This window comes from [Clostridium] hylemonae DSM 15053, assembly GCF_008281175.1.
In the GTDB taxonomy this organism is placed as follows: Bacteria; Bacillota; Clostridia; order Lachnospirales; family Lachnospiraceae; genus Extibacter; species Extibacter hylemonae.
Genome location: NZ_CP036524.1, coordinates 2,341,065 through 2,367,369, shown reverse-complemented (window position 1 = coordinate 2,367,369; position 26,305 = coordinate 2,341,065). Strand labels below are relative to the sequence as shown.

At 50.1% G+C, this 26,305-nt stretch carries 24 protein-coding genes, 1 tRNA gene and 1 other annotated feature; of the genes, 19 read left to right on the top strand and 6 right to left on the bottom strand.

The annotated features are described in order from the left end of the window. Positions 1-46 precede the first annotated feature (46 nt). From lacZ to thrS, 4 genes are all read left to right on the top strand, one after another. Positions 47-3,091, top strand: a complete 3,045-nt coding sequence (lacZ, locus tag LAJLEIBI_RS10990) for a beta-galactosidase, LacZ type (protein WP_040434726.1) — start codon at positions 47-49, stop codon at positions 3,089-3,091. A 39-nt stretch (positions 3,092-3,130) separates the two neighbouring features. Further along, positions 3,131-4,159: an aldose epimerase family protein gene (locus tag LAJLEIBI_RS10985; protein ID WP_006442118.1), complete on the top strand. Its 1,029-nt coding sequence runs from the start codon at positions 3,131-3,133 to the stop codon at positions 4,157-4,159. Positions 4,160-4,241: 82 nt separating this feature from the next. Further along, on the top strand, positions 4,242-4,910 hold the full coding sequence (locus tag LAJLEIBI_RS10980; RefSeq protein ID WP_006442116.1) for a peptidoglycan recognition protein family protein: 669 nt from the start codon (positions 4,242-4,244) through the stop codon (positions 4,908-4,910). A gap of 71 nt (positions 4,911-4,981) precedes the next feature. Then, positions 4,982-5,202 (top strand) — a binding site (T-box leader). A gap of 97 nt (positions 5,203-5,299) precedes the next feature. Further along, complete coding sequence (thrS, locus tag LAJLEIBI_RS10975) at positions 5,300-7,051, top strand: threonine--tRNA ligase (RefSeq protein WP_006442114.1); 1,752 nt, start codon at positions 5,300-5,302, stop codon at positions 7,049-7,051. 105 nt (positions 7,052-7,156) lie between these two features. Here the strand turns inward: thrS and LAJLEIBI_RS10970 are convergent, their stop codons facing one another. Next, a complete protein-coding gene (locus LAJLEIBI_RS10970; protein WP_040434724.1) occupies positions 7,157-9,157 on the bottom strand; it encodes an NAD(P)/FAD-dependent oxidoreductase in 2,001 nt (666 codons plus the stop codon). A 160-nt stretch (positions 9,158-9,317) separates the two neighbouring features. Here LAJLEIBI_RS10970 and LAJLEIBI_RS10965 point away from each other — a divergent pair, with 160 nt between their 5' ends. The 11 genes from LAJLEIBI_RS10965 to LAJLEIBI_RS10915 all read left to right on the top strand — a co-directional run bounded on the left by LAJLEIBI_RS10965 (position 9,318) and on the right by LAJLEIBI_RS10915 (position 16,568). Next, positions 9,318-10,208: a LysR family transcriptional regulator gene (locus LAJLEIBI_RS10965; RefSeq protein ID WP_040434723.1), complete on the top strand. Its 891-nt coding sequence runs from the start codon at positions 9,318-9,320 to the stop codon at positions 10,206-10,208. An 87-nt stretch (positions 10,209-10,295) separates the two neighbouring features. Further along, positions 10,296-11,081 (top strand): shikimate kinase, encoded by a 786-nt coding sequence (locus tag LAJLEIBI_RS10960; protein ID WP_006442111.1) that lies wholly within the window; start codon positions 10,296-10,298, stop codon positions 11,079-11,081. Then, the gene (locus tag LAJLEIBI_RS10955; protein WP_006442110.1) at positions 11,081-11,581 is read left to right on the top strand and encodes a YqeG family HAD IIIA-type phosphatase; all 501 of its coding nucleotides are present in this window, start codon (positions 11,081-11,083) and stop codon (positions 11,579-11,581) included. The genes LAJLEIBI_RS10960 and LAJLEIBI_RS10955 overlap by 1 nt, the downstream gene beginning before the upstream one ends. Positions 11,582-11,676: 95 nt before the next feature. Then, positions 11,677-12,234: an elongation factor P gene (gene efp / locus LAJLEIBI_RS10950; RefSeq protein ID WP_006442109.1), complete on the top strand. Its 558-nt coding sequence runs from the start codon at positions 11,677-11,679 to the stop codon at positions 12,232-12,234. Between the two features lie 280 nt (positions 12,235-12,514). Beyond that, positions 12,515-13,390, top strand: a complete 876-nt coding sequence (locus tag LAJLEIBI_RS10945) for a DUF5688 family protein (protein ID WP_040435359.1) — start codon at positions 12,515-12,517, stop codon at positions 13,388-13,390. A gap of 63 nt (positions 13,391-13,453) precedes the next feature. After that, positions 13,454-14,056 carry a DUF3841 domain-containing protein gene (locus LAJLEIBI_RS10940; protein ID WP_006442107.1) on the top strand — a complete coding sequence of 201 codons (603 nt, stop codon included), beginning with the start codon at positions 13,454-13,456 and terminating at the stop codon, positions 14,054-14,056. An 83-nt stretch (positions 14,057-14,139) separates the two neighbouring features. Beyond that, positions 14,140-14,625: a cytidylate kinase-like family protein gene (locus LAJLEIBI_RS10935; protein WP_006442106.1), complete on the top strand. Its 486-nt coding sequence runs from the start codon at positions 14,140-14,142 to the stop codon at positions 14,623-14,625. A gap of 87 nt (positions 14,626-14,712) precedes the next feature. Further along, positions 14,713-14,784: transfer RNA gene (locus tag LAJLEIBI_RS10930), tRNA-Arg, on the top strand. 34 nt (positions 14,785-14,818) lie between these two features. Beyond that, positions 14,819-15,463: a hypothetical protein gene (locus tag LAJLEIBI_RS10925; RefSeq protein WP_006442105.1), complete on the top strand. Its 645-nt coding sequence runs from the start codon at positions 14,819-14,821 to the stop codon at positions 15,461-15,463. A 74-nt stretch (positions 15,464-15,537) separates the two neighbouring features. Further along, complete coding sequence (locus LAJLEIBI_RS10920) at positions 15,538-16,245, top strand: AzlC family ABC transporter permease (RefSeq protein ID WP_006442104.1); 708 nt, start codon at positions 15,538-15,540, stop codon at positions 16,243-16,245. Then, positions 16,236-16,568, top strand: coding sequence for a branched-chain amino acid transporter permease (locus LAJLEIBI_RS10915; RefSeq protein WP_006442103.1), 333 nt, complete (start codon positions 16,236-16,238; stop codon positions 16,566-16,568). The genes LAJLEIBI_RS10920 and LAJLEIBI_RS10915 overlap by 10 nt, the downstream gene beginning before the upstream one ends. A gap of 89 nt (positions 16,569-16,657) precedes the next feature. Here the strand turns inward: LAJLEIBI_RS10915 and LAJLEIBI_RS10910 are convergent, their stop codons facing one another. The 5 genes from LAJLEIBI_RS10910 to LAJLEIBI_RS10890 all read right to left on the bottom strand — a co-directional run bounded on the left by LAJLEIBI_RS10910 (position 16,658) and on the right by LAJLEIBI_RS10890 (position 20,311). Beyond that, on the bottom strand, positions 16,658-17,482 hold the full coding sequence (locus LAJLEIBI_RS10910; protein WP_006442102.1) for a hypothetical protein: 825 nt from the start codon (positions 17,480-17,482) through the stop codon (positions 16,658-16,660). Next, on the bottom strand, positions 17,476-18,177 hold the full coding sequence (locus LAJLEIBI_RS10905) for an ABC transporter ATP-binding protein (RefSeq protein ID WP_006442101.1): 702 nt from the start codon (positions 18,175-18,177) through the stop codon (positions 17,476-17,478). Before LAJLEIBI_RS10905 ends, LAJLEIBI_RS10910 begins: the two co-directional genes overlap by 7 nt. 1 nt (position 18,178) lies before the next feature. After that, a complete protein-coding gene (locus tag LAJLEIBI_RS10900; RefSeq protein ID WP_006442100.1) occupies positions 18,179-18,547 on the bottom strand; it encodes a GntR family transcriptional regulator in 369 nt (122 codons plus the stop codon). 169 nt (positions 18,548-18,716) lie between these two features. Next, on the bottom strand, positions 18,717-19,634 hold the full coding sequence (locus LAJLEIBI_RS10895; RefSeq protein ID WP_040435358.1) for a deoxyribonuclease IV: 918 nt from the start codon (positions 19,632-19,634) through the stop codon (positions 18,717-18,719). 29 nt (positions 19,635-19,663) lie between these two features. Then, a complete protein-coding gene (locus tag LAJLEIBI_RS10890) occupies positions 19,664-20,311 on the bottom strand; it encodes a flavin reductase (RefSeq protein WP_006442097.1) in 648 nt (215 codons plus the stop codon). 187 nt (positions 20,312-20,498) lie between these two features. Between LAJLEIBI_RS10890 and argS the strand changes: the two genes are divergently transcribed. The 4 genes from argS (at position 20,499) to glyA (ending at position 26,188) form a co-directional block, all read left to right on the top strand. Continuing rightward, on the top strand, positions 20,499-22,265 hold the full coding sequence (gene argS, locus LAJLEIBI_RS10885; RefSeq protein WP_040434722.1) for an arginine--tRNA ligase: 1,767 nt from the start codon (positions 20,499-20,501) through the stop codon (positions 22,263-22,265). Positions 22,266-22,280: 15 nt separating this feature from the next. Further along, positions 22,281-23,438: an alanyl-tRNA editing protein gene (locus LAJLEIBI_RS10880; protein WP_006442095.1), complete on the top strand. Its 1,158-nt coding sequence runs from the start codon at positions 22,281-22,283 to the stop codon at positions 23,436-23,438. 190 nt (positions 23,439-23,628) lie between these two features. Further along, positions 23,629-24,891, top strand: a complete 1,263-nt coding sequence (locus LAJLEIBI_RS10875; RefSeq protein ID WP_040434721.1) for a S1C family serine protease — start codon at positions 23,629-23,631, stop codon at positions 24,889-24,891. A gap of 58 nt (positions 24,892-24,949) precedes the next feature. Next, positions 24,950-26,188 carry a serine hydroxymethyltransferase gene (gene glyA, locus LAJLEIBI_RS10870; RefSeq protein WP_006442092.1) on the top strand — a complete coding sequence of 413 codons (1,239 nt, stop codon included), beginning with the start codon at positions 24,950-24,952 and terminating at the stop codon, positions 26,186-26,188. Positions 26,189-26,305: the final 117 nt, after the last annotated feature.

Sequence of the window (26,305 nt, the reverse complement as noted above, 5' to 3'; positions counted from 1 at the left end):
TATAGTAACATTTATGGCATACGGACAGTTTTGGAGGGACAGAAAAATGAATGAACGAAAAGCAGACTGCAGCTGGCTTGCAGACCCGGAGGTGTTTGCGGTGGGCCGGGCGCCGGCCCATTCCGACCATCTATATTATGAAAGCGCAGAAGAGGCCGAATGCCGGGGAAGAATGCCGCTGCGGCAGAGCCTGAACGGGACATGGCGCTTTGCCTGTGCTCCGAATCCGTCCATGCGGCAGGCAGAGTTTTACGGGGAGGACTTTGATGTAAGCGGTTTTGATCTTATCCAGGTGCCGGGGCATATTCAGACGCAGGGGTATGACCGGAACCAGTATATCAATACGATGTATCCGTGGGACGGGGAGGAAGAACTGCGCCCGCCCGAGGTGTCTGAGCGTTATAATCCGGTCGGGAGCTATGTGCGGTGCTTTGAGCTGGACGAAAGACTGAGGGAAAAGCCGGTCTGCCTCTCCTTCCAGGGTGTTGAGACAGCGTTCTACGTATGGGTGAACGGGAAATTCGCGGGCTACAGTGAAGACAGCTTTACACCGGCGGATTTTGAGATCACAGAGTACCTTAAGGCCGGAGAGAACAGACTGGCCGTTGAGGTATATAAAAGGAGCAGCGCCAGCTGGCTGGAAGACCAGGATTTCTTCCGCTTTTCCGGGATCTTCCGTGACGTATACCTGTATGCGCTTCCGAAGAGCCATGTACAGGACTTGTATGTGCGCGCGGGACTTGAGGCCGATTATGAGACGGGAAGCCTGGAGGCCGACGTGACGGTTGTCGGGGATACGGATATAGAGGCGGAGCTTGTGCTTAAGGATGACAGGGGGCGTGAGATCGCGCGTGCAGTGCAGCCGGGAGCACGTGACATACATTTCTCGGTATCTCCCGGAAAGGTGCGCTGCTGGAGTGCGGAGGAGCCGTATCTTTATGATGTATATGTGTATCTGAAAGACCGTACCGGAGAAGTGATCGAGGCAGTTCCGCAGAAGGCCGGGTTCCGGCGGTTTGAGATGAAAAACGGCATTATGTGTATCAACGGACGGCGCATCGTATTCAGGGGGATCAACCGGCATGAGTTTAATGCGAAGAGGGGAAGGGCCGTCACGAGGGAGGATATGCTCTGGGACATCCGTTTTATGAAGAGGCATAACATCAATGCCGTGCGGACATCCCATTATCCGAACGACAGTTACTGGTATGAATTGTGTGACGAATATGGCATATATCTCATAGACGAAGCAAATCTTGAGAGTCACGGTTCATGGCAGAAGCTTGGTACGTGCGATCCGTCATGGAATGTGCCCGGAGACCGGCCGGAGTGGAGCGCGGCGGTGGTGGACCGCGCCCGCTCCATGTTCGAGCGGGACAAAAACCACCCGAGTATACTTATCTGGTCATGCGGCAATGAATCTTATGCCGGGACAGGCATCGAAGCTATGGCCGCGTTCTTCCGGTCGCGGGATGAGACGAGGCTTGTCCACTATGAAGGAGTATTCTGGAACCGGAAGTATGACCACATAAGTGACATGGAGAGCCGGATGTACGCCAAACCGGAAGAGATCGAACAGTATCTGGAAAAAAAGACAGGCAAGCCGTACATAAGCTGTGAGTACATGCATGCCATGGGCAACTCGCTGGGGGGCCTGAAACTGTACACAGATCTTGAGGAAAAATATGAGGCTTACCAGGGCGGGTTTATCTGGGATTACATCGACCAGTCGCTTCTTATGGTAAATGAGCAGGGAGAAGAAGTATTTGCCTATGGAGGCGACCATGACGACAGAGCCACGGACTATGAGTTCTGCGCCAACGGCATCGTGTATGCAGACCGGAGCATATCGCCGAAAGCCCAGGAAGTAAAGGCGCTCTATTCGGATATAAAGCTGGAGCTTGGGAAAGACAGCCTGACTGTTAAAAACCGCAGCCTGTTTCGTTCCGCAGAGGAATATATATTTTTATTAAAAATCTTTCAGGAAGACAGGGAACTTCTGTGCAAAGAGCTGGAGATAAAGACAGCGCCCCTTACGGCCGAGACCGTTACGCTGCCGGAACCGGTCATGCGGCGGGCAGAGGAGAGCGGAGAAGAATGTGTGGTACAAGTCTCCATGCATCTGTTAAACGATACAAAATGGGCCCAAGCAGGATATGAGCTCTGTTCTGCGCAGTATATCCATGAAGGGAAGAAGTGCGCCGGCAAACAGGTATACCCACTGGAGATCATCCATGGAGATGTGAATATCGGCGTCAGGGGAGAAGGATTTTCGGCCATGTTCTCCAAAGCGGAGGGCGGACTGGCGTCTCTGTGCTATGACGGCGCCGAGTATATAACGAGGGCGCCAAGGACTACATTCTGGAGAGCCTGCACGGACAATGACCGGGGAGCAAAGCATGGATATGACTGCAGTCAGTGGATGGCGGCGGGATTGTTCCAGAAAGTGAAAGATGTGAACGTGGAGGAGGCGGAAGGCGAAGTAACGGTAACGTTTGCATTTATAATTCCTACCGTACCTGCATCTGAAAATTATGTGTCTTATACGGCCTCGGGGGACGGGAGGATACAGGTCCGTGTCCGCTATGAAGGAGCGCCCGGCCTTCCGGTCCTGCCGGCATTCGGGCTGGAGATGAAGCTGAAGGAGCGCTGTCATAATGTAAGATATTACGGGTTTGGTCCGGAGGAGAACTATATAGACCGCATGGAAGGGGCCAGGCTCGGTGTTTATACCTATACGGCATCCGGGAATTTGTCCGGTTATCTGATTCCGCAGGAATGCGGTAACCGCGCCGGGACGAGATGGGTCGAAGTGACCGATGACAGCGGCGCCGGACTCAGGATATCCGGGGACAGGAGACCTTTCGAGCACAGTGTGCTGCCGTACAGCGCTTACGAGCTGGAGGCCGCGTCTCACAGGGAGGAATTGCCGCGCCCGCACTATACATGGCTTCGGGTGCTGGCGGCCCAGATGGGGGTCGGGGGCGACGATAGCTGGGGGGCGCCGGTGCACGGACCGTATCTCATACCGTCCGACAGGCCGCTGGAAGTCAGTTTTACGATCGAGAAAAAGAATGGAACTACAAAATAAGCAGAAAATACGCATAGGAGCGGACAGGAGGATATTGGGATGGTACGTGATTTTGGAACAACAGAGGCAGGAGAGCAGGCAAGTGTATATGAACTGAGAAATAAGAACGGAATGACCGTCTGTATCAGTGACTACGGTGCAGCAGTCGTATCGGTGCGCATACCGTGCCGGGACGGGCAGGTGAGGGATGTGGTGCTCGGTTATGACTGCGCCCGGGATTATGAAGCCGGAGGGCAGTCGTTCGGCGGGACGGTGGGAAGGGTGGCTAACCGTATCGGCGGCGCCCGGTTTACGCTGAACGGAAAGACATATACGCTTGCTGAAAATGACAACGGCAACAATCTGCACAGCGGGCCTGACACTTACAACCACAGGCTGTGGGAAGTGCGGGAGGCGGATGAAAGACATGTGGCGCTTCATCTGTCAAGCCCGGACAAAGACCAGGGATATCCGGGCGCGCTGGATGTCACGGTAACGTACAGCCTGAACGGCGAAAACGCGCTTGAGATCCGCTACGAGGCGGCGGCAGAGGCGGACACGATCGTAAATTTGACGAATCACAGCTATTTTAATCTGAACGGCCATGACTCGGGCGATATTCTGGAACAGGAGCTGTGGCTGGACGCAGAGGCATATACGCGCGCTGACGAAGAATCCATCCCTACCGGCGAGATCGTAAGTGTGGAGGGGACGCCCATGGATTTCCGCGTCAGAAAGACGATCGGCAGAGACATAGGCGCCGATTACGAGGCGCTGGATTTTGCGGGTGGTTATGACCACAACTGGGTGCTGGGCGGAGACGGGTTCCGCAGGACAGGTGAATTTTCATGCCGGGAGAGCGGTATCAGGATGCAGATATTTACAGATTTGCCGGGAATGCAGGTGTACAGCGGCAATTTTCTTGACCGGGAGCGGGGAAAGGCCGGAGCAGTGTACGGAAAACATCAGGGTATATGCTTTGAGACGCAGTATTTCCCGGATGCGGTAAATAAAGATAATTTTGAAAGTCCGGTCGTCCGGGCGGGAGGGCAGTTTGAGTCAGTAACTTCGTATAAATTCGAGTTTTAACATTCAGAAATTCATAAGTATTTTTTCATAAAATATTTCTCTTAACTATGCTAAAATAGTATGGAATGATTGGAGAGATAGTATGGACAGAAGAATAGCGGAAGCAAGGCGCAGGAGGAGGATCCAGCGCAATATCCGGCTCGGTGTGCTCGTGCTTGCCGTACTCATTGTGCTCGTGGGGATCGTAAGGATCATCAAGCCAGCATGGTTCACGAATGATTACATAGAACTTAAAGGAAAGGACATAGATGCCTCCCGCCCGGACCTGGATGTGGAACTGCTCACAGAAAACCCCTATTCCCGGCCGGGGACGAAGACGGATAAGATCAAAGGGATCGTTGTGCACTACACGGCCAATCCAGGCGCCACCGCCATGGAAAACCGGAATTATTTTGAGGGCCTTAAGGACAGCCATGAGACAAAAGCGAGCAGTAATTTTATCGTAGGTCTTGACGGGGAGATCGTGCAGTGTGTTCCGACGTGGGAGGTGGCTTATGCGTCCAATAGCAGGAACAATGACACCGTATCCATTGAGTGCTGTCACCCGGATGAGACGGGAAAGTTCAACGAGGAGACATATAAGTCCATGGTCCGGCTCACCGCCTGGCTGTGTAAGAAGTTTGACCTGGACAGCAAGGATGTCATCCGGCATTATGATGTGACGGAAAAGAACTGTCCGAAGTATTTTGTGGAAAATGAGGACGCATGGAACCAGTTCAGGGCAGATGTGCAGGAGGCGATCAAAAAATAATCGGAAAATGCGTTGACTTTTTGCCGTGTGTTGCTATAATGAAAGATAGCTGGTATTACAGTGGAAACATGACAAAAGCAGAGACGGAAAAGAGTAGTCTTTTGGAGTCATCCAGAGAGAAAAACATTTGGTGGAAGTTTTTTGTGACAGAAAGAAGATGAAAACCATTCCTGAGCTGCGGTGCCGAAACGACAGTAAGCATTGCCGTATTCCTGCGTTAAGGGATAGGATTTGAGAGAGTCTGAAGTGAAAAGTTAAGGTGGGACCGTGCAGCGTTAGATGCACCCTTAAATGGACAGCGCAAGTTGTCTGTTTAGGGTGTTTTTTTGATTCAGGAAATACCGTTTCCGAAAAGAACAAAAAGTGTATATTGAAAGGAGCGAAACAAGATGAAAGTAAGTATGAAAGACGGGTCTGTACAGGACCTGACATTTGCAGATGAGGTGGGACAGGAGGCGTTCCGCCATACGACATCCCATATTCTGGCCCAGGCAGTAAAGCGCCTGTACCCGGATACAAAGCTGGCTATAGGACCGGCGGTAAAAGATGGATATTACTATGATTTTGAATTCAGTTTTCCGTTTACGACAGAGCACCTTGCCGAGGTGGAGAAAGAGATGCGCAGGATCGTCAAGGAATCTCTGCCGCTTGAGAGAAGTGTCGTGAGCCGTGAGGAAGCGCTGAAACTGATGGAGGAGCGGGGAGAATCCTACAAAGTAGAGATGATTCAGGCTCTGCCAAAGGAGGAAGAGATCAGTCTTTACAGACAGGGTGAGTTCGTGGATTTCTGTGCGGGCCCTCATGTGTCCAACACGAGCGTGATCAAAGCGTTTAAGCTTCAGAGCGTGGCGGGGGCATACTGGCACGGAGATGAGAACAATCAGATGCTGACGAGGATCTACGGGACATCCTTCCCGAAGGCGGACGAGCTGGATGCATATCTTAAGAGAATGGAGGAAGCACGTCTGCGCGATCACAGAAAGCTCGGTAAGGAACTGGGACTGTTTGCGATCATGGATGAGGGCCCGGGATTTCCGTTTTTCCTCCCAAAAGGAATGGTGTTAAAGAATCTGCTTATCGACTACTGGCGGCAGCTCCATCTGAGAGAAGGATATGTGGAGATCTCCACGCCCATTATTCTGTCCAGGCATCTGTGGGAGAATTCCGGGCATTGGGACCACTATAAAGACAATATGTATACAACAGTGATCGATGAGGAGGATTATGCAGTTAAGCCGATGAACTGCCCGGGCGGAATGCTTGTGTACAAGGTGGAGCCGCGTTCCTATAAAGACCTGCCGATGCGTGTGGGCGAGCTTGGCCTCGTACACCGCCATGAAAAGTCAGGCCAGCTTCACGGCCTTATGCGCGTGCGCTGCTTCACACAGGACGATGCCCATATCTTTATGACAGAGGACCAGATAAGAGATGAGATCAAAGGCGTGGCAAGGCTGATCGATGAAGTGTACTCTAAGTTTGGATTCAAATACCATGTGGAACTGTCCACGAGACCGGAGAACAGCATGGGAAGCGATGCAGACTGGGAGATGGCGACGGAAGGCCTGAGAGGGGCGCTGGAAGAACTCGGAATGGACTATGTGGTAAACGAAGGCGACGGCGCATTCTACGGCCCGAAGATCGACTTCCATCTGGAAGACTCCATCGGAAGGACATGGCAGTGTGGTACAATTCAGCTCGACTTCCAGATGCCGCAGAGATTTGAACTGGAATACACAGGCGCAGACGGCGAGAAGCACAGACCGATCATGATACACCGGGTTGCCTTCGGTTCCATCGAGCGCTTTATCGGTATACTAATCGAACATTACGCGGGCAAGTTCCCGACATGGCTCGCGCCGGTACAGGTGAAGATATTGCCCGTATCAGACAAGTTTGCCGATTACGCACAGAAGGTGACAGACGAACTCAAGGCAGCCGGGATCCGCGTGGAACTGGATGGCAGAAGCGAGAAACTCGGTTACAAGATCCGCGAGGCACAGATGCAGAAAGTACCTTATATGATAATCGTAGGGGAAAAAGAAGTGGCGGAGAATGTCGTATCCGTAAGAAAACGCGATGAAGGTGATATCGGAAGTATGGAACTCAAGACATTCACGGAAAAAGTGCTGGAAGATAAATAAAAAATAGAATACCAGCTCCTTCGGGGACAGGTTAAATTTAATTGGGGACGGGGTTTTTTGAAAAAAACCCCGTCCCCAATTAAATTTAACCTGTCCCCGATTCGTTTATAAGTATCCGAGCTGTTCTAATGTGTTCAGTACCATATGTCTTCCTGCGTCGGTGCCGTCGATGATCCTTCTGGCGCGGACGGAGTCTCCGATATTGAGAAGGGCGGTGTCTTCTCCTTCAAAGGCTTTTGTGAGTTCATCCCAGATGGGCGCGTGTGCCTTCATGCCGAGGCAGACGAAACCGTAATCAAATGGGAGTTCCTCTTCCTGTCCGTCTTTTTCCACGAGGAAGGAATGAGGGGTTACTTTTTTGAGCGCAGTGTTGACCAGCTGTGTCACGCTGTGCTTTTCCATGCATTCTTTCATCGAGGAGGTGGAGGAGGCGTCCAACCCGTTTCCGATGAAAGGCATCATCTCTATGATCGTCGTGTCCGCGCCGCGCGGGGCGAAGAACTCGACCACGTCAAGGCCGACGGCGCCGCCGCCGATCACGATGACCTTACGGCCGGACATGTCTTCTGGATAGCGGTCTATATTCTGTATCAGGTCGAGAATCGAGTACACATCCGCTTTTTTGTCCGCAAGGCTTTCATGCAGGCCGGTAATGGGCGGAAGAAGGGGGACGGAGCCGGTCGCGTTCACGACAAGGTCCGGGCGGAGGCTTTTGACAGTATGGGCTGTCGCGTCCACGCCTGTTCTGATCGTCAGATTGTCAAGTCCGGCCGCGCGGTGCTTCAGATAGTCCGGAAAATCGGCAAGCCGTTTCTTGTCCGGAATCTTTGAGATCTCCACGGATAGTCCGCCTATGTGGTCCTGCTTTTCAAGAAGCGTTACGGTACAGCCGGTCTCGGCGGCGGTACATGCCGCTTCGAGCCCCGCGGTGCCGGCGCCGACGACAACGACACGGCATGGCTTTGATATGTTCCGCTTTTTATAGGCCTCTCCTCCAATTATGTCCGGGTTTATCGTACAGCGCAGCGGTCTGTTGCCGCCGATGCGGTTGCCGACGCAGCCTATATTGCAGGAAATACACTTGCGGATATCGCACACGTCGCCCCGGGCCGCCTTGGCACACCAGTCGGGGTCGGCGATAAGACCGCGCCCGATACCGATAAGGTCAGCGTCCCCCTTTTCCAGAATATCCTCGGCAGCCTGCGGGCTGCGGATGTTGCCGATGGCGATGGATGGCTTGTGAAACTTCTCCCGCACCGCTCTGGCCATGTAGGAGCGCCAGCCGTCCGCTAGGTAATTGGCGTCGATCTGATACTGGATAGAAGGGTTCAGCGCAGCGGAAGTGTCGAAGATATCTGCCTCATCATTCAGATACTCAAGGTATGCAAGGCAGTCTTCCAGCGTATTGCCGCCTTCGACCAGCTCATCCACGCTCAGGCGCAGAGAGATGGGTACGCGCGGTCCGACCGCGGCACGCACTTCCCCGATGACCATTTTGCAGAAACGGGCTCTGTTTTCTGCACAGCCTCCGAATTCATCCGTTCTGTCATTCATCGTCGGCGAGAGAAACTGGCTGATCAGGTAGGAGTGCCCCGCGTGGATCTCCACGAGGTCAAACCCCGCGTTGACGGCGCGCCTTGCCGCGGCGCCGTAATCTGCGGCTATACCTTCAAGTTCTTCCTTTGACAGCGGCCGGGGAAGCTCTCCGCCCGGTTTGGACGGCAGGACAGAAGAGGATACAGGCTGCATCCCCGTCCGGGACGACATGGCCGAAGCGCCTGCGTGGTTGAGCTGTATTCCCATACAGGCGCCGTGCCTGTGACAGGTTTCCGTAAGTTTGTAAAGCCGGGGGATATAACAGTCCTTGTCTATGCGCAGCTGCGTTGTCCCGTTGGAACCCTCCGGGTATTTTACGCAGATATTCTCCACAATGATAAGTCCCGTACCGCCCTTTGCCCGCAGTTCATAATATGTGATGTGCTCATCGCTCAGTTCCCCGTCGTGTCCCGCAAAATTACTCCCCATCGGCATCATGACAACGCGGTTTTTCATCGTCATCCCCCTGACCGTCAGAGGGGAAAACAAGTGCTTAAAGTTATTTTTCATCGTAACATCCTCCATTTGATAAAATATCGTTCAAAGCTGTTCTATAGTTGGATTATAAGATATTGTTAAAGATAAAACAAATTCATGTTTTTGCACTGTTTGATAGATTTGTTCTATGGATTGTGGTATGATTGTAAAAAATAGACAAAGGAGGCAGATTATGAATTTAAATCAATTGCACTACTTTGTAACACTTGCACATATGGAGCATTATACAAATGCAGCCCAGAAACTGTCGATCACCCAGCCGAGCCTGAGCCATGCCATATCGTCACTGGAGGAGGAACTTGGCACGAGCCTGTTTGAACGGCAGGGAAGAAACGTAGCCCTTACCAAATACGGGAGGCTGTTTATGGAGTATGCCGAGGAAGCTCTCGATATCCTCGATGCGGGGATCAAGAAGACAAGGGCTATGACGAGCGAAAGAAGCGGGAAGGTTGACATCGGTTACATATATACGCAGGGAAGCGAGTTTATCCCGGAGGTCATTTCCGGTTTTCTGGAAGCAAACAGGGATAAAAAAGTGGAGTTTGGTTTCAGCAACGGAGTCACAAAGGAAATTGTGGAAGGTGTGAAAGAGGAAAAGTATGATATCGGTTTCTGTTCCATGGTGACAGGCGAAAAAGAGCTGGATTTTGTCCCGGTGTCCCAGGAGAAGCTGATCGCCGCCGTACCGCCGGAACATCCGCTGGCCGAAAAAAAGAGTGTGAGATTTGAGGAAATAGCTTCGTATCCGCAGATTTTCTTTAACAGAGGGAGCGGACTGCGCGGCGTCATAAGCCAGATATTCAAAGATTACGGCATCAAGCCGGATATCGTCTATACGGTGGATGAGGACAGCGCCATGGTAGGGCTTGTGGCCAGAGGCTTCGGCGTCGGCATCGTTCCGGACGCCGCCACAGTGCGCAGCATGAAGGCGTCTTTCCTGGAGATCGAGGATCTGGACTACCGGCGCTTCATCTATATGGTGACGCTGAAAAACAAGTATCAGGTGCCTGTCGCAAAGGCGTTCACAGAGTACGTAAAAGACTACTACAGCCTGAAAAAATAAACCATAATTGTTGCGCTGTGCCGGGAAAGTTGTTATAATATACCGGTGTGAAAGCGGATCAGTATAAAACAGGAGAGAAAGAAAAATATGAATGATTTAGAGATGTACAGAGAGCAGCTGGCACTGTGCGATGATAAACTTATTGACGCATTGGTAGAGCGGAATGCCGTTGTAGAAAAAATCATGGCGTACAAAGAGACATACGGAATGCCGATTCTGCAGCCTCAGCAGGAGGCGAAGCAGAAGCAGCGCCTGGAAGAAAAACTGACGGACAATAAGTATAAGGATGAGATCTACGATGTGTTCCGGTGTATCCTGAAGAACAGCAAGAGGATCCAGGCAAGAAAACTGTTTGATTACAATATTGTGCTCATCGGATTTATGGGAGCAGGCAAAACGACGGTGTCGGATTATCTGAGCACCATGTTTGCCATGGACATCGTAGAGATGGACCAGGTGATCGCAGACAGGGAAGAAATGAGTATCCCGGATATATTTGCCACATACGGGGAAGAATATTTCAGAAATCTGGAGACAAATCTGCTCATAGAGATGCAGTCCAGAAAAAACACCGTGATCTCCTGCGGCGGCGGAGCGGCGCTCAGGGAACGCAATGTCGCTGAGATGAAGAAGAACGGCAGAGTCGTGCTTCTCACTGCCAGCCCTGAGACTATCTATGAGCGTGTGAAAGACAGCGATGACAGGCCGGTGCTCAACGGACGAAAGAACGTAGAAGGCATCTCCGAACTGATGGAGCAGCGCCGCGAGAAGTATGAGGCGGCCGCGGACATCGTGATCAACACAGACAATAAAAACGTGCTTCAGATATGCGAAGAACTTGTACAGCGCGTTACGGAAATGGAAGACAAATAATGTTTGATAAATTTTATCCGGACAGATATGTGACGTCTGCCTATGTCATAGATTTTGAAAAAATGTACAGCGAAGGAGTCAGGGGCCTTATCTTTGACATTGACAATACGCTCGTACCCCACGGGGCGCCGGCGGATGAGCGGGCGGAAGAACTGTTCGCAAGACTTAAGAAGATCGGATTTGGCTGCTGTCTCATCTCGAACAATCAGGAGCCGAGGGTTAAGATGTTCAACAGGAATATCCAGGTGGACTATATTTATAATGCCCACAAACCGTCCGCAAAAAACTACAGGAAAGCCATGGAGATCATGGGTACCGGACCGGAAAATACAGTATTTATCGGAGACCAGCTTTTTACCGACGTGTGGGGGGCAAAGCGGGCAGGGATCCCCAACATACTCGTAAAACCGATCCATCCGAAGGAGGAGATCCAGATCGTGCTGAAGCGCCGTCTGGAAAAAATAGTGCTGCACTTTTATAAGAAGAGCCTGAACAGGTAAAAAAAGGTTGAAAAAAGGCAGAATGTATTATAGAATTAGAAAAGTGAAAAAGAACGTCAGGTGCGTTAGGCGCACCGTTTTAAGGAGGATTATTCATGGTATCAGCAGGTGATTTTAAGAACGGTTTGACCGTAGAGATCGAGGGGAATATTTTCCAGATCCTGGAGTTTCAGCATGTAAAGCCAGGAAAGGGAGCCGCCTTCGTACGTACGAAGATGAAAAATATCATTAACGGAGGGGTCGTCGAGAAGACATTCCGTCCGACAGAGAAGTTTGAACAGGCACATATTGACAGGAAAGAGATGCAGTATCTCTATTCAGACAGTGATCTTTTCTATTTTATGGATGTAGAGACATACGACCAGATCGCCGTTAACGCGGACACAGTAGGAGAGTCGCTTAAATTTGTAAAAGAAAACGAGAATGTAAAAGTTATCTCTTATCAGGGCAATGTATTTTCGATCGAGCCTCCGATCACGGTTGAGCTTGATATCATCGAGACGGAGCCCGGATTCAAGGGCGACACGGCCCAGGGAGCTACTAAGCCGGCTATCGTCGAGACAGGCGCCCAGGTTATGGTACCTCTGTTTGTAGAGCAGGGAGACAAGCTGAAGATCGACACACGTACAGGAGAATATCTGTCCAGAGTATAGTTCTCTGCTGTAGAATTCTGCCAGGCCAGGTACTATGTATCATATATAGTCATCGGCCCGTCCGCAATAAAAGAACATGAAAGAAAGCCTTGCAATTTATGCAGGGCTTTTTTATAATAGATGTACCATAATATTTCAGGGCTGTATCATACGGCCCGTCCATTTAGTTTTCAATATATTCATACAGACCGGGCACAGAGACCGGACTGATCCAGGCATATTCTGCCGGATATCCGAAAAAACAGCCAACACAATACTGCTGCACAAAGAAAGGAGTCATATGAATTACGATCAGTTTGTGCAGGATGTCAAAAGAAAAGTGAGCGGAGAGTGCGGCGCCGGTACGGCGGTGTGTATCCACACAGCAGTCAAGAATAACGGAAGAGAGAGAAAAGGAATCATGCTGACGAGGCAGGGAGTCAATATATCGCCCGCCATATATCTGGAAGAATACTATGAACAATTCCTGAACGGCGGGACACTGGAAGAGATCGCCGCGGATATAGTGAGACTCTACAATGAGGTGCGTTTCAGCCATTCCTGGGAAAAAGATGAGCTGCGCAGCTACGAATCCGTAAAAGAAAAGATCGTATACCGTCTTATCAATAAGGAAAAAAATAAAACAATGCTGACGGACGCACCGTTTGAACCATATCTCGACATGGCCGCGGTGTTTTATGTGCTGCTTGAATTGAATGCCTACGGTACCGCGGCAATGATGGTCAGAAAGGAACATTTGAAAGGGTGGAATGTGAGCCGGGAGGACATATACCGGCAGGCATGCCGTAACACAAAACGGCTTCTTCCATGCGAATTCAAGACGATGAAAGAAGTGATAGCGGAGCTTGACGGAAGCCGGGAGATGCCGGGGAGGGACGTTATGTACGTGCTGAGCAATACACTGAGAAGTTTCGGCGCCGCGGTGGTCATGTATGACGGCGTGCTCGGCCGTGTGGGAGATCATCTGAAAGAAAACTATTATGTACTTCCAAGCAGTATCCACGAGATGATCATCATACCGGAGAGCGAAGCGCCGGGCAAGAGCGAACTGGCAAATATGGTGGCGGAGATCAACGCGACGCAGGTGGAAGAGGAGGATGTGCTGTCAGACAACGCATATTATTATGACCGGAAATTGAAAAAACTTCAGGAGTAAAACATATGTTCCTTTTCAGCGGCCGTTCCGGATGTTAGAATAAAACAAAAGGAGGGTGATGGAATGGGACAGGATACAGTCAGGTTATATACGAGGCAGAACGACAAGACGCTGCTTCCGCTGAAGAGGCAGGGGCGCATTATCAACCAGAGAATATATGTGGAGATGCATTTTGGTGATATCGCGCCCCTGTTTCTCGAAAGCTATGACTGGTTTACGAAAGAGGCGGCCCGCAGGGTGCCGAAACCGGGGGATGTGAAAGCTCCCATCTGGTGTTCTATCAGTGCGGAAAACTGTCTGAAGCCGATCGACGGCACCGTCGTGTATGTGCTCGAAGTGCCGAAGGAAAAGGTCATATATTTTGATGAGGCAAAATGGGATTATGTGCTCAATCGGATATATCTGCCGAAAGATGAGCAGGATGCGGCATCTTACAGAGAGCATCTTAAGCTTCTTGGCATATCCAACGGGTTTGAATTCTTTGAGGGGCGCTACAAGGGCATGTATCCGGAGGAAGAACGGCGTATTGTGGAAAGCTGGAAGCGCGTCTTTGAGATCGACAACTGGACGATCTTTAATGTGTGCGGCAATATATGGGAGATCATGGAGGCGTATGTTCAGAAGATCGTTTATCCGGGGGAAGACCTGGAGGGGCTGAAATATTAAGTTTACAAAAGAGGATACCCTTTTTGCCGGCAAGGTGCTATAATGAAACTGTTCACAATCTGCACTGCTAAGGAGGAATCGGTATGAAACTGGTAATAACTATGAGCCGTCGATACGGGACAGGGGCGAGCATTATTGCACAACAACTCTCCGAGAGGATCGGAATACCTGTATATGACAAGGTCAACGTGGAACAGGAACTGTATAAGAATATCTATGAATCTGAGGTGGAAGTGATCAGGGAGCTGGCTGAGAAGCCGTGTATCATTCTCGGGCGCTGTGCATCCGAGATATTGAAAGACAGAAAGAATGTGTTCAATATCTACGTGTGCGCGGATAAAGAGGACAGGATAAAGCGGATCATGGAGAAAGACAGCATCACCTATGAGGAAGCGAAAGAGAAGGTAGAGCGGACAGATGAGGAGCGCGCCCTGTATTATCATGAACATACGGGCAAGGCGTGGGGAGATGTCAACAACTACCATATGATACTGAACACTTCCGATCTGGGTGTGGAAAACTGCGCGGATATACTGATGCGCTACTTTGAGAAGATGGAATACATATAAACTTTTCATTTTGTCGAAGATATTTCCTTTACTTTATGAAGGAAATATGATAATATTACAAAGGCAATTTCATATAGGACAAATTATGCACCCGTAGCTCAGGGGATAGAGCACCGCCCTCCGGAGGCGGGAGCGGCGGTTCGAATCCGCCCGGGTGTGTACTTAAAAAAGTGCTTACAATGGAGGGAGTCTTATGAAAGCAAGATGGAAAGACTGCTCCGGCCGGCTTAAGAAGTACAGGAGGGCTAATATTATCATAGCCGTTATGCTGCTCGTGCTGGCGCTCGGTGTGGTTGGGTTCAATCTTACGGAAGAGAAAGTCCAGAAAGCACAAAAGACAAGTTCCCAGGATATCAAAGCGGAAAACAAAGGATATGACAGCATAGAGACAAATCCGCTGAGACTGGAAGAGTACCCGGAAGTGACAGATGTGGTGAAATCGTACTACGCGCGTCTGGCAGAAAATTCGGATTTTGTCGAGTCCTACGACAATGTACAGGTCTATACAAAATCAGGAAAATACAAGGATTCATATGTGGCATTTGTCAAATATGATATGAAGATAAAAGATATCTACACGGGTGTTCCGGGATTAGGTACGCTGTATGTGGAAAAAAACAAAGAGAGCGGCAAATATCACGTGAGCCAGTCTGTGGAGGACAAGGAGCTGAAGAACTCTGTCCGTGAAGTGGCCGGCCAGGATGATGTGAAAAAGCTGCTGGATGAGACGTCCGCGCAGTATCAAAGCGCCGTTGAATCTGACGCACTGCTCAGGGAAGCATTGGCGGATCTGAAGAATGCATATGAAGATTCTACCGGGACAAGCAGTAATGAATAGTGTAAGTTAAGCCAGACCTCTGTATCTCCAGAGGTCTGATTTTTTAAAAAATACAAAGGATGGGATGAGGGAAGATGTCGGGTTACAGGAAGGCATTTAAAAAGGCATTTCCATATACGATTCCGGTTATGACAGGATATATCTTTATCGGAATTGCGTTTGGAGTTATGTATGCGGAAAAAGGGTATTCTTTTTTGTGGGCAGTGCTCATGAGTCTGCTCGTATATGCAGGTTCGGGACAATATCTGGCGGTGAACTTTTTCGTGCCGGGTATTTCGTTTCTCCAGGTCATTTTTATGACGCTGATGGTCAATGTACGCCATATTTTTTATGGCATTTCCCTCCTGGAGAAGTTCAACAATATGGGGAAAAAGCGCTGGTACATGATCTTTGGCCTTACAGATGAAACGTATTCCCTTCTCTGTACGACAAAGGTGCCGGACGGCGTGGAAGAAGAGAAGTTCCTGTTTGCCATCTCTCTCATGGACCAGTCATACTGGATCATCGGTTCTGCCATAGGCGGCCTGGCCGGCAGCCTTCTGCCTTTTAATTCGGAGGGGATCGACTTTGCCATGACGGCGCTGTTTGTCGTGATATTTGTGGAACAGTGGATGGACAGAAGGAACAGGACACCTGCGGTCGTCGGAATTGCGGCTGCTTTTATCTGCCTTCAGATATTCGGCGCGGATAAGTTTGTGCTGCCGTCCATGCTGCTCATCGTTCTTGTTCTGTTTATGATGCGCACAAGACTTGAGAGGAGGGAGGAAGTACAATGCCCATAAGTGTGACCATGTCATTTCTCATCATTCTTGCCGTTGCGGGTACGACCTTTGCGACGCGTGTCGTTCCTTTTCTCCTGTTTCCGAAGGGGAAGGAGATACCGCGTGTCGTACAGTATCTCGGCAAGGTGCTCACACCTGCGGTCATCGGAATGCTCGTCGTGTACTGCCTGAGAACGACTCCTGTACTGGCAGAACCTCACGGCGTACCGGAGGCTCTGGCTGTCATCGTGACGGCGGGACTTCACGTGTGGAAGCGCAACAATCTGCTCAGCATCGGAGCAGGGACTATTTTATATATGTTTCTTATCCAGGCTGTGTTTTAGAGTCTTTTCATACCGTATAGTTTGCTGTAGAACGTAAAAAAGCCATCTCTTCCGTATACTTTCGGGCAGAGATGGCTTTTTGCCGCATTTTACTGCAGGTTCGTTTTCTTTCTGAGAATGTAATACGTAAAAATATAAAGCAGAATGGATGTGACAATGGAAAGTCCCACTGTTACTTTACAGAGATATATCATATACTCGGCAAAGTTAAAATCAAGTGTTCCGTTCTGCGATGCTGCCGGCATGTACCGGGAGAAGAATCCGGTGACTGTCATGACGAGCAGGCTGAAGATGGATAAGACAGTCGTTATGATGAAGTAAGAGACGACGGCCCCCAGTATCCTGTGGTTTGAAAAGAGCTGCCCCATTGCGATGGAAGCGTATATCATGACCACACTGCTGACGGCTCCGATGAGCACGATAAGAACGAGAGAGCCAATAAGGAATGCAGGGGTGATATCCCCGGTGATCCCAAGCTGATCCAGTACTTCGGCTTTGTTTGCGTTATATGCCGATGTGACGGACGGTGTCATGATCACGATCCACAGTGACAGGAAGATAAGCACAACGTCTATGATGCACCAGACAGTCCCGGCGATGGTCTTGGCGAGCAGATGCTGGCCTGGCGTCACCGGCAGCGTACGGCTTAAGTATCCTTCGTTTGAGAACAGGTTTTTATAGAACTTGACGGCGATTATCATCTCGGTTCCAAACACAACTCCGGCCACGATAAGGAAATAGAGCGTAAAGCAAAGCATCATCATGAGCGATGTCGTGTCAGACACTTCTGTAAACTGGATCCGGCTCGTGAGGAAAAACCTTCCCGCAAGCGCGGACAGTATGAGAAAAGCATGTATGATGACCAGAAACCGGTTCAGTGCTTTCAAGTCATATTTGATCAGTTTTCCTAACATCTGAACACCTCCCTGAACAGCGCATCCACGGATTTGCCGTGGTCTGTACGTATCTCATCCACTGTGGCGTTGAGTACGAGCTGGCCCTGACGGATAAATATGACACGGTCCAGTATATTTTCAATATCGTGGATCAAATGCGTGGATATGACAACTGTTGCATTTTCATTGTAGTTACTCAGTATCGTCTGCAGTATATAGTCTCTTGCCGCCGGATCCACTCCGCCGATCGGCTCATCGAGAACATAGAGCTGGGCATCGCGGCTCATGGCGAGTACGAGCTGGACTTTTTCCTTTGTGCCTTTTGAGAAGGTTTTCAGCCGCTTGTTGACGTCTATCTCAAGGTCGGTGAGCATACGGTATGCCCTGTCTGTTACAAAGTCGCTGTAAAAGTCGGTATAATAAGCGATCATGTCCTTTATCTTCATGGAGTCGTCCAGATGGATACGGTCTGGAAGATAGGATACGATCTTCTTAGTCTCTACGCCCGGTTCCTTTCCGTCTATCAATATCTTTCCGGAAGTAGGCACGAGAATATCGTTTATAAGCTTGATAAAAGTGGTCTTTCCGCTTCCGTTCGGCCCAAGCAGTCCCACGATCTGTCCGCGCTCAACAGAGAGGTTCAGATTGTTCAGGGCATAGAAGTTATTGCCGTATCTTTTGGAAAGACTGTGGCATTCCAAAATTGGATTCATATTAGTGTTCCCCCTTTAGTGCATCCTGGATCAACAGAAGAGTTTCATCCTCCTGAAAGCCAAGCTGTTTCATTTTTTCAAAAAAATCTCTGATATGTTCTGAGGCCAGTTCTGTTTTCATCTGTTTCAGCATTCTCTCATCCTCCGTTATAAAGCGTCCGCTTGTTCTCTGGGAATAAACCAGCCCGCTGCGTTCCAGCTCGGACAGTGCCTTCTGCATTGTGTTCGGATTAACGGCGGCATCCAGTGCAAGATCCCGCACCGACGGGAGTTTATCACCCGGTTTATATATGCCCGATATGATATCCTGCTGGATCTTTTCCATAAGCTGCAGGTAGATGGGGCGTCCGTTATCTAAATCCCATGGCATGTAATCACCTCGTTTCTAAGGATAACATTATTGTATTATCTATGTAATACAATAATACAAAAAGAGGGAAATGTCAAGTGAATGTGGAAGATTGGTATATAAAACAACATAAAATCCCGGCAGATACAAAATTTCTGCCGGGATCGTATGTTGTTTTACAAAAAAACGGTCACTGAACACGCTCGTGTTCGTAGTCATTCCGCACATTTTCTTCAAGATGGGGATCGAATCTGCCTGCCCGGAGCATAGCCAGTTCATGCCTGTAGGGCGGATAAGTTTTTTTGGGGTTTTCGAGAGACGGGATATATGGTGTCTCCAGTATCTTCGGCACATGGAGAAAATCAGGATGGTGCACAATGTAGGAGAGCGCATCAAAACCGATCTCTCCGCTTCCGATATTCGTATGTCTGTCTTTTCCCGCACCCTGCGGATTACGGCTGTCATTGATGTGAAATACAGCGATCTGGTCTTTGCCGATCACTTTGTCGAAGTGATCCATGACGCCGTCAAAATCATGAACGATATCATATCCGCTGTCATGTGTATGGCATGTGTCAAAACATACTCTTAGTTTATCGCTGCAGACAACGCCGTCATAGATGCGTGCCAGTTCTTCAAACGTGCGGCCGATCTCAGAACCTTTGCCGGCCATCGTCTCAAGTGCGATATTGACAGGCGTCTCAGGCGTCAGTATTTCATTGAGCCCCTTTACGATCTGCGCGATGCCTTTGTCCGCACCCTCGCCGACATGGGCGCCCGGATGGAGGACGAGAGTCCTGCTCCTGCAGGCGGCGCTGCGCATAAGATCCATACGGAGAAATTCTACGGCCAGTTCGTATGTCCGCTCATTGACAGTATTGCCCAGATTGATGATGTACGGCGCGTGGATGATGATATCGCTTATATTATGACTGTCCATATAATCCCAGGCGGGGTCGATATTGAGTTCGCTTATGTCTTTTCGCTTTGTGTTCTGTGGCGCACCGGTAAAGACCATAAAAGTATCGGCGCCGTAGGAAGCCGCCTCTTTTGCAGAGCCAAGCAGCATGTCTTTTCCGCTCATGCTGACGTGGGAACCTATTTTTATCACTGTTGTATACCTCTCTTTTTACTCATTTATTCCTGTCTGCAAAACTTGTCTTTTCCCTGGCCGCAGACCGGACATTTGTAGGAATCCGGAAGCTCTTCAAAGGGCGTCGGACCGTCGTAGACATAGCCGCATACGCTGCACACCCATTTTCCGCCATCGCCGGATTCTTCTTTGTCTTCCGGAAGATAGGTGGGTGCGTTTTTCGGACTCTTTCCTTTTACGACATTATGATAATATGCATAGGTCATGGCCGGAGCGTCTCCGAGAATGTCCCCGTCTATGACCTCGCCGAGAAAAACGGTGTGAGTGGAGGTTTCCATCGTGTCAATGACGTTACAGACAATATAGCCGCAGGAGTCGTCGATGACGGGAAGTCCTTCTTTTACGGTAAAGCCGACGCCGTCAAACTTATCCACATCTTTGCCGCACTGGAAACCAAACTGGCCGATGAGGGAAGAAGCAGATGTCTCTGACAGTATAGATACTGCGAATTTACCGCTTGCGGCGATGCAGGAATTGGTAAAGTTGTCATGGTTCATGCTGAGCGCGATAGTGGCCGGTTCTGACGTGATCTGCATGATGCTGTTGGCGACACAGCCTGTGCCGCGTTCCCCGTCCAGTGTAGATATGATATAGACGCCGTAGGATAAGTTGCGAAATACATTTTTGTTCATATGATGACCTCCTTGAATTCGATAATAGTAATTGTTATTGATATAATACCATGTTGTGGAAGGTTTTGCAACAGCAGATTTAAAATAAGGTTGTTGCAGCACTTTCCTTATGATAGAATAACTAGGTAAAATACGTTATATTCAAGTTTTTCTTATATAGAAGCCATATATGCAAGGAGGAGCAAAAATGGAGAAAATTATTGATCTCATAGAGAAGGAGATGGAGGAAGCGTTCGAGAAAGCGGGTTATGACAGAGCGTATGCTAAAGTAACGCTGTCCAACCGTCCCGATCTGTGTGAATACCAGTGTAACGGGGCTATGGCCGGTGCAAAGACGTACAGGAAAGCGCCCGCAGTGATCGCCAGCGAAGTGACTGCAAATCTGGCAAAGAGCGCATGTATAAAGGAAGCGGAGGCTGTGAACCCGGGCTTTATCAATATCCGGCTGAAGGAGTCGTTTGTGGCTGATTATCTGAACGGTATGAATGAGGATCATGCACTCGGACTTTCCAGGGCCGAAGAACCGAAGATGATCATCGTCGATTACGGCGGACCGAACGTGGCTAAGCCGCTCCATGTCGGCCACCTGCGCTCGGCGATCATCGGCGAAAGCCTGAAACGTATCGCAAGAGCGATGGGACATGAGGTGCTCGGGGATATTCATCTCGGTGACTGGGGATACCAGATGGGTCTTATCATCACAGAGCTTAAGAGCCGCAGGCCGGAACTTCCTTACTTTGATGACAGCTTTGACGGGGAGTACCCGGAGGACGCGCCGTTTACCATCTCCGAACTCGAAGAGATATATCCGACTGCCAGCGGCAGGGCAAAGGAGGATGAGGCTTACCGTGAGCAGGCATTAAACGCAACATATCTTCTGCAGAATGGGCACAGGGGATATACAGCCATATGGAATCATATCATGAATGTATCCGTGGCAGACTTGAAGAAGAATTATGAAAACCTCGATGTCTGCTTTGATCTGTGGAAGGGAGAAGCGGACGCCCAGAAATATATCCCTGATATGCTGAGACGGCTGAAAGAAGAAGGGTACGCCCATATGGACGACGGCGCGCTTGTGATCGACGTGCAGGAGGAGACCGACACGAAGGAGGTGCCTCCGTGTATGATCCAGAAGTCGGACGGAGCTTCCCTCTATGGAACGACAGACCTTGCGACGCTTGTTCAGAGGGAAGAGGATTATCATCCGGATGAGATCATATATGTAGTGGACAAGCGGCAGGAACTGCATTTTGTCCAGATATTCCGCGCCGCAAAAAAAGCGGGGATCGTCCCGGAAGAAACGAAGCTTCGGTTTCTCGGGTTCGGCACGATGAACGGGAAGGACGGAAAGCCGTTCAAAACGAGAGAAGGCGGTGTCATGCGCCTTGAAAACCTGATCGCGGAGATCGAGGAAGAAATGTATAAGAAGATATCCGATAACCGTACCGTATCGGAGGAAAATGCGGCGCGGACAGCGAAGACAGTCGGCATGTCCGCCATCAAATACGGAGATCTGTCCAACCAGGCATCAAAGGACTATGTGTTCGATGTGGACAGGTTTACTTCCTTTGAGGGAAATACAGGGCCGTACATCCTATACACGATCGTGCGGATCAAATCGATCCTGAACAAATATGAGGAAAACGGCGGTACGCTCAGCGGGATCAAAATGCAAGGGGTCTGCTCGGAGAGTGAGAAGGCGCTGATGCTGGAGGCCGCCAGATACAGTGAAGTGATCCAGACCGCGTTCGAGGAACTGGCGCCGCACAAAATCTGTGCCTACATCTATGACCTGGCAAATGTGTTCAACCGTTTTTACCACGAGACTAAGATACTCGCGCAGGAGGATGAGAACAGAAAAAGCAGCTGCATCGCTCTGCTCGTACTCACGAAGCGGGTGCTGGAAGCGTGCATTGATCTGCTAGGCTTTGAGGCCCCGGAGAGAATGTAGGAGAGGGTGGATAAGATGACACGAAAGTTATTTTATGAAGACAGCCATATGAGAGAATTTGAGGCGGAAGTGCTGGCGTGCGAACCATTCGGGGAGCAGTATAAGATCGTGCTTGACGAGACGGCATTTTTCCCGGAAGGCGGCGGCCAGTATGCGGATACCGGATGGATCGGCGGTGTGAGGGTCACGGATGCACACGAAAAAGAGGGCGTTATCTTTCACACGGCCGGCGGGCCTCTCGTACCGGGAACAAAAGTGAAGGGGACGATCGACTGGGACGAGCGGTTTGAGAAGATGCAGCAGCACTCAGGAGAACATATCGTCTCCGGGCTCATCCACCAAAAGTTCGGCTATGACAATGTAGGGTTCCATCTCGGGAGTGATTACTGCACGCTTGACTTTAACGGCCCGATCACGCGGGAGGAACTGTGCGGGATCGAGACGATGGCGAATGAAGCTGTGTTCCGGAACCTGGACATCCAGGTGTCTTATCCGTCAAAAGAGGAACTGGAGCACATAGATTACAGAAGTAAGATAGAGATCGAGGGGCAGGTACGTATCGTGACTGTGCCGGGATATGATGTCTGTGCGTGCTGCGCGCCTCATATGGATAAGACCGGGGAGATCGGCCTTATCAAGCTGACGGATATGGTGAATTATAAAGGCGGAGAGCGCATCAGCATGCTGTGCGGTTTCCGGGCGCTCAGAGACTACCGGCAAAAAGAATGCAATGTAAAGGCGATATCAGCGCTTCTCTGTGCCCGGGAGGAAGAGACTGCGGAAGCTGTGGGGCATCTGAAAGAGGAACAGGTCCGGCAGAAAGGAAAGATCGCTTCCCTTCAGCAGAAGATGCTCACATATAAGGCTGCAGAGATCAGTACGGACGGAGCAGTTGCTGCAGTGTTTGATCCGGAACTGTCCGGAAACGGGCCGAGAGAGCTTATGAACCTGCTGCTTGACAGGGGCGCGCGTGTATGTGCGGTGCTGGCGGGGACGGACGAAGAAGGGTACCGTTACGTCATCGGCAGCAGAACAGAGGATGTGCGGCAGCTCTGCAGAGAGCTGAACGACAGGTTCTCCGGAAAAGGCGGCGGAAAACCAGAGATGGTGCAGGGGTCTCTCGTGGGAAAAGCAAGTGAGATAAGAAGATTTCTGGAGGAGGCGCAGCCGTAAAATGTCCCCGACATGACTGCAGATTTGAAAGAGAGAAAATCCGGGAAGCGGATTTCCTCTCTTTTTTTGACATTTAACGATTTTCTCATGATTTTATCACAGATTGAACACAATTACACAGTACACTACATACATAAACAGTTAAACAGAACTGTTCATATGACAATTAAAAATGAAAGGAGTCTTATATATGGACAATCAATATAATTATTATAATCCGGAACAGGAGAATATGAATGGGCCGGCCGGCGGGTTTGACGGTAAGCCAACGCGGGTGAAGAAGACGGCGCCGAAGTGGGTGAAGCTCGTATGTTCCGCGCTTGTCTTCGGTCTTGTGGCAAGCGCCGCGTTCCAGACGAGCAATGTCGTGGGAGATAAGGTCTTCGGTACGGGCGGCAAAAAGACGGCAAAGCAGACTTCAACCGTCGGCAGCACAAAGCTTAACACAACAACGAACAGCACTGTAAATTCTGATATTGCGGATATAGCCGACAAGGCAATGCCGTCTGTAGTATCGATCACAAACATGAGTGTGCAGCAGGTGCAGAATTTCTTCGGCGGCGTGCAGGAGCAGGAAAGCAAGAGCGTTGGTTCCGGCATCATCGTAGGACAAAATGACGACGAACTTCTCATCGTGACGAATAATCATGTGGTGGAAGGGAGCAATACACTTACCGTATCTTTTATCGATGAAGAGAGTGTAGAGGCCAATGTAAAAGGTACAGACGCGGCGAAGGATCTTGCGGTGATCGCAGTGCCCCTTGATTCCATCAAGAGTTCTACGATGGACGCCATCGCGGTGGCAACGCTCGGAGATTCCACGAAGCTCAAGGTCGGGGAACCTGCCATCGCGATCGGCAATGCGCTCGGTTACGGCCAGTCTGTGACAACGGGAATTATTTCTGCGACGAACAGAGAACTTGACACTTACGACGGTGAACTGATCCAGACGGACGCTGCCATCAATCCGGGCAACAGCGGCGGCGCGCTTCTCAACGCCAACGGTGAAGTCATCGGTATCAACTCGATCAAGGTAGCCACCGACACGGTGGAAGGTATGGGTTACGCGATACCGATATCTGATGCGAGCAGCATTATCCAGAATCTGATGAATAAAGAAACACGGACGAAGGTGGCGGAAGGTGAGCAGGGCTATCTTGGAATTGAAGGTGTGGATGTCAACACCGAGAGCGCTCAGATGTACAATATGCCGACCGGCGTCTATATATCGAAAGTTGTAAACGGCGGCGGAGCTGAAAAGGCAGGGCTGGCAAAGGGAAGCATCATCACCGGGCTTGACGGCACGACGGTCAACAGCATGGATACGCTGAAAGAACAACTTCAGTATTATAAAGCGGGAGAGAAGGTAACACTTACTGTGCAGACTCCGGACAAGAGCGGAGAGTATAAAGAAAGCAGTGTAGAAGTAACCCTTGGAACAAGTACGCAATAATGATATAATGTACCTGTAGGTAACGTAAATATACAGCAATTGCCTGGGAGGTACGAACATGTATACATTTGACGAAATTAAGAAAGCAGACAGTGAAATAGCAGAAGCCATCCGTTCAGAGATGGAGCGGCAGAATTCCCACATCGAGCTGATCGCTTCTGAGAACTGGGTGAGCAAGGCTGTGATGGCAGCCATGGGAAGTCCCCTTACGAACAAGTATGCGGAAGGGTATCCGGGAAAGCGTTATTACGGCGGATGCCAGTGCGTAGATGTAGTGGAAGATCTGGCGCGGGAGCGGGCGAAAAAGCTGTTCGGCTGCGATTATGTGAATGTACAGCCTCATTCCGGAGCGCAGGCTAATCTGGCGGTATATTTTGCAATGGTGGATCCCGGCGATAAGGTGCTTGGAATGAATCTCGACCATGGAGGACACCTGACGCACGGTTCACCGGTGAATTTTTCCGGAAAGTATTTTGATATTGTATCTTACGGCGTGAACGATGACGGTGTTATCGATTATGACGAAGTACGGGAGATCGCGCTCCGTGAGAGACCGAAGCTTATCATTGCAGGAGCCAGCGCATATGCGAGGATCATAGATTTTAAAAAGTTCCGGGAGATCGCCGATGAAGCGGGTGCATACCTGATGGTGGATATGGCCCATATAGCCGGACTTGTGGCGGCGGGACTTCATCCAAGCCCGATACCGTATGCTGATGTGGTGACGACGACAACGCACAAAACACTGCGCGGGCCAAGGGGCGGTATGATCCTCAGCAACAGAGAAGCAGAGGAGAAGTTTCACTTTGACAAAGCCATATTCCCGGGAACGCAGGGCGGGCCGCTGGAACATGTGATCGCAGGAAAGGCAGTCTGCTTCAAGGAGGCGCTTAAGCCGGAATTCAAAGTATATCAGCAGCAGATCATTGACAATGCCCAGGCTCTCTGCAAAGGGCTTATGGACAGAGGGGTAAAGATCGTATCCGGAGGTACGGACAACCATCTCATGCTCGTGGACTTAAGCACAGAAGAAGTTACAGGTAAAGAGCTGGAGAGGCGTCTTGATGAGGCACATATCACGTGCAACAAAAATACCATTCCAAATGATCCCCGCTCCCCGTTTGTGACGAGTGGAGTAAGACTGGGAACACCGGCGGTGACGACGAGAGGGATGAAGGAAGCTGACATGGATGTCATTGCGGAAGCGATCGCACTTGTCATAAAAAGCGAAGATAATATAGGAAAAGCAAAAGAGCTTGTGGCAGGGCTTACGGAAAAGTATCCGCTCTGCTCATAAGCAAGAGAAGAGACCGGAACTGCCGCTTTAACCGCGGTAGTTCCGGTCTCTTTTTCTGTGGATGGCAAATATAGTGATCCTGTAGATTTCCCCGTTGACAAATATACCGTATGGAGG